The sequence below is a fragment of the Pseudomonadota bacterium genome, from assembly GCA_039815145.1.
Classification (GTDB): Bacteria; Pseudomonadota; Gammaproteobacteria; order Steroidobacterales; family JBCBZW01; genus JBCBZW01.
Genome location: JBCBZW010000251.1, coordinates 1 through 3,464, shown reverse-complemented (window position 1 = coordinate 3,464; position 3,464 = coordinate 1). Strand labels below are relative to the sequence as shown.

The 3,464-nt window shown below is 66.2% G+C and carries 3 protein-coding genes; 1 reads left to right on the top strand and 2 read right to left on the bottom strand.

Features of this window, described 5'->3' with window-relative positions; all coding sequences use genetic code 11:
* A partial coding sequence (locus AAF184_25310) for a hypothetical protein (protein ID MEO0425673.1) occupies positions 1–1,840 on the top strand: 1,840 nt, incomplete at its 5' end.
* Positions 1,841–1,929: 89 nt separating this feature from the next.
* On the opposite strand, the gene AAF184_25305 is transcribed toward AAF184_25310, so the two are convergent.
* A complete protein-coding gene (locus tag AAF184_25305) occupies positions 1,930–2,277 on the bottom strand; it encodes a hypothetical protein (GenBank protein MEO0425672.1) in 348 nt (115 codons plus the stop codon).
* A gap of 223 nt (positions 2,278–2,500) precedes the next feature.
* Positions 2,501–3,394 carry an SDR family oxidoreductase gene (locus AAF184_25300; protein MEO0425671.1) on the bottom strand — a complete coding sequence of 298 codons (894 nt, stop codon included), beginning with the start codon at positions 3,392–3,394 and terminating at the stop codon, positions 2,501–2,503.
* Positions 3,395–3,464: the final 70 nt, after the last annotated feature.

Genomic DNA, 3,464 nt, shown 5'->3' with positions numbered 1-3,464 from the left:
TCTCGACGCGCAAGGTGAAGGGACGGCCAGCCTGCCCGTCCCCGATACGGTGGAGGACGGTGATCGCTTGTACCTGCAGGCGCTCGAGCTCGGGGCGGAACGTCGCTTCAGCGAAAACTCGGTCGCCTTGCGTCGCCAGTCTGCCCAACCGGCGGGGCAGCGCGCGTCGCGTGCACTCGCGGTCAGCCCGGATGGCGCCCGCGCCTACGTGGTGCATCAGGTGGACGGCACGGTCACCGCGGTGGACGCGGGGGCCGATCGGGTACTCGCCGAGTTGCCGATCACCGTAGGGGCTCGGTCCATTCCTCATCGCCCCGTCGACGTGGCCATCAGTCCGGACGGGGAGTACGCCTTCGTCTTGAGCGCCACGGCCGACTTCATGGCGGTGCTGGAGGTGGCGTCTGGCTCGGTCGTCGCCGAGGTGCCGATGCCACGGGGCTCGCGCCGTGTTGCCTTCGACGCGCGGAGCCCACAACTGCTCGTGTACGTGACCAACGATGTTGCTAACGCCGTGCTGACCTACCGCCAGGACGGCCCTGGCGCCTACACCCGCTTGGCGGATGTGCGCACGCAAGGTCAGCTGCCAAATGCGCTGCTCGTATTGGACGACGGTCGCTTGATCGTCGGTCACCGGGTGCTCGGCGAGTTGGAGTTGCTCGACCCCGCCCTGCCCCAAGGGCAGCAGACCCTCCAGCGCGCCAGCATCGAGGGGGTGCCCTTCGAACTCACCCTGGGCGCCGATGGTGAGCTGCGCGTGGCGACGTTCGTGCTCTCCAGGATCTCCGGTGTGGAGGGCGATAACCGCGTGTTGCGCGTGGATCCCGAGACCCTGGCCGTGCTCGGCGTGCAGCTGGAGAACGTGGGAACCGACTACAAGGCGATGGCGACCGACGACCAGCTGCAGGTGGTCGCCGCCACCGGCAACGGCGTGGCCGTGGTGGCCGACCTCGCTGGCAACGTGCTGGACACGGTGGAGTTGGCGCCCGGCGAGCCGAACGCTACGCCGGAAGACATCGAGTTCATCTTCGATGGCGATGGCAACGCCGTGCGCGCCTACGTGCTGGATGTGTTTCGCGAGACCTTGAGGTCGATCTCCCTCACGGAGGGTCCGCCGTATACCCTCGGCGAGGAGATCGCCCTGGCTTGGAGTGGTCTGCCTCGAGTGCCCTTCTCCGCCGAGACCTCCGACATCGAAGACGGGCTCTACCTGTTCTGGAGCGTCGGCCTGGTCGGCGGCGATGCCCAGGCGCCGAACCTCGTCACCTGCCAGAGCTGCCACACGGATGGAGTGTCCGACAACTTGGCTAGGGGGCGCCAGGTGCCCCCCTTCTGGGGTATCACGCGCACGGCGCCCTACGGCACCACGGGCGGTCAACCGGAACTCAGCGTGGTCAACGGCAACGCGATCATCCGCCACAACGCCAGCGGCAATCCGCCGGTGGTGGAGAACGCACAGGATCTGTTCGAGATCTGGCTGGAGGTGTTCTCACCGCCGGTCAGCGTCTTCGCCAACGCAGACGGATCGATATCCGAGCAAGCCGCGGTCGGGCAGGTGTTGTTCGAGAGCATCGGCTGCGTCGAGTGTCACCAAGCGCCGGACTTCATTCCGGTGGCACCAAACCCGCCCACGATCGATGAGGGCATCGGCACCGGTTTGGCGCCTGCGAACGTGCCCAGCCTGCGCGGGATCTGGGCCAGTGCGCCCTACCTGCATGACGGCAGCCGCACCACCTTGCGGGACGTGCTCGTCGGAGACCCGGCGGACGGGCATGGCGTGTTGGCGGGCGCGCTCACGGGTGCGGAGCTTGCACAGCTGATCGCGTACCTGAGGACGCTGTAAAAAAAAAGGGCCCGGTGGGTAGACCGGGCCCGAAGGCAGCGCTGGAGACAAGGAGCGCTGCTACTGACGGCTCTCACAAGTGAAGGGGATCAGAGCCACACACGAATCCTCTGCCCGCAATCCCAGCGGTAGGTGTAGTAGCGGCCGCGGCGCGCATCCCAGTAGCGATCGAAACGATCACCCCGTGCATCCAAGCGAGCCGCGCGGCGGTAGTTACCGTTGTTGGCGGCGCGCAGGGCGCGGCGGTCCAGCTGACGGTCGACACGGTCACCGTAGTCGTAGCGGTAGTTGTCGTAGCCATAGGACGGACTGACCCGGACATGGACGCCGTCGTGGGCGCTGGCCGCTGACGCGAAGCCGGTCAGACCGAGGGCCGCACCTGCCACCGCGACGGTGGCCACGACCGCATTGCGTCGACTCTTGCGATGGTTACTCATAACTCACTCCTTAGGGGGCTTAGGGTCGCGAAGGCCTTCTTGCAACGCGCTGCCCACGATCTTTCAGGTGGGTGGCGAGCGCGGCGTTTCGCGATGTCGGGAGTAAGTCTGCGCCAGGCGCCATGAACGCCGCCTGAACGCGAAGCGGGAAGCCGCCGAGGAGAGAAATCTGAACGGAAGCTGAACCGAGCGATTCAGCTTCCGTGGCGGGCGTCGAGGGCCCTCAGACCATGGGCATCATGCGAGAAGAGGACATGCCGCAGTCGATGTGCAAGGTCTGGCCAGTGATCTTTTTCGATAGGTCGCTGGCGAGGAACAGGGCGGAGTCGGCCACATCGTGTTGGTCGACGCTCTCCGGCATGGCGGACTCCTGCGCGAAGCGGGCCTGCACCCGATCCCAGATCGCTCGTGCTTTGGTGATCTCGTCGGCATTCGCGATGGCCGGGTCGTGCTGCATCTGTTCGAGCAGCGCCTTGAAGACGCGACCGGCCTCCGTGTCGAGGGCCGTGGGGTCGCGGAGGAAGGCGAGTACCTCGCCGAGGGCTGCCGGCGTTTCGATCGGCCCGGGCGAGAGGGCGTTCACGCGCACCCGCTGCTCGCCGAACTCCGTTGCCAGGTAGCGCACGCAGCTCTCGAGGGTGGCTTTGGCCACGCCCATCATTCCGTAGAAGGGCTGGGCCTGCCAGGACGCCTGATAGCTCAAGGTCATGATGCTGCCCCAGGGGCGCATGTAGGGCTTGGCAAAGCCGGAGACCTTGAGCAGGGAGTGGGCTGAGATGGAGAGGGTCTGGTTGAAGCCCTCGCCGCCCACCTGCGACGGCTTGGCGGTGAACACCTCGGGCGGTCCGTAGGCCAGGCAGTGAACCAGCACATCGATACCCGTAGAGGAGAAGCGGCTGAAGAACTCCTGCAGCTCCTCGTCCTTCATCACGTCGCAGCGGGCGCCGTCCACGCCCGGGTGTTCCTGCAGCAGCATCCGCACGCGCGAGAAGAACTTCTGCTGGTAGCCGATGAACACGCGAGCGCCGGCCTGCGCGAAGCGGTTGGCGATGCCCCAGGCGATACTGGAGCGGTCAGCGACCCCGAGTACAACGGCGGTCTTGTTGGTTAAGTCCATCGGATCGTCTCCCAGCTGCTTTCTTTATGTTTTAGAGTGGTAGGCACCCACGAGCGGGCCAACACGGTAG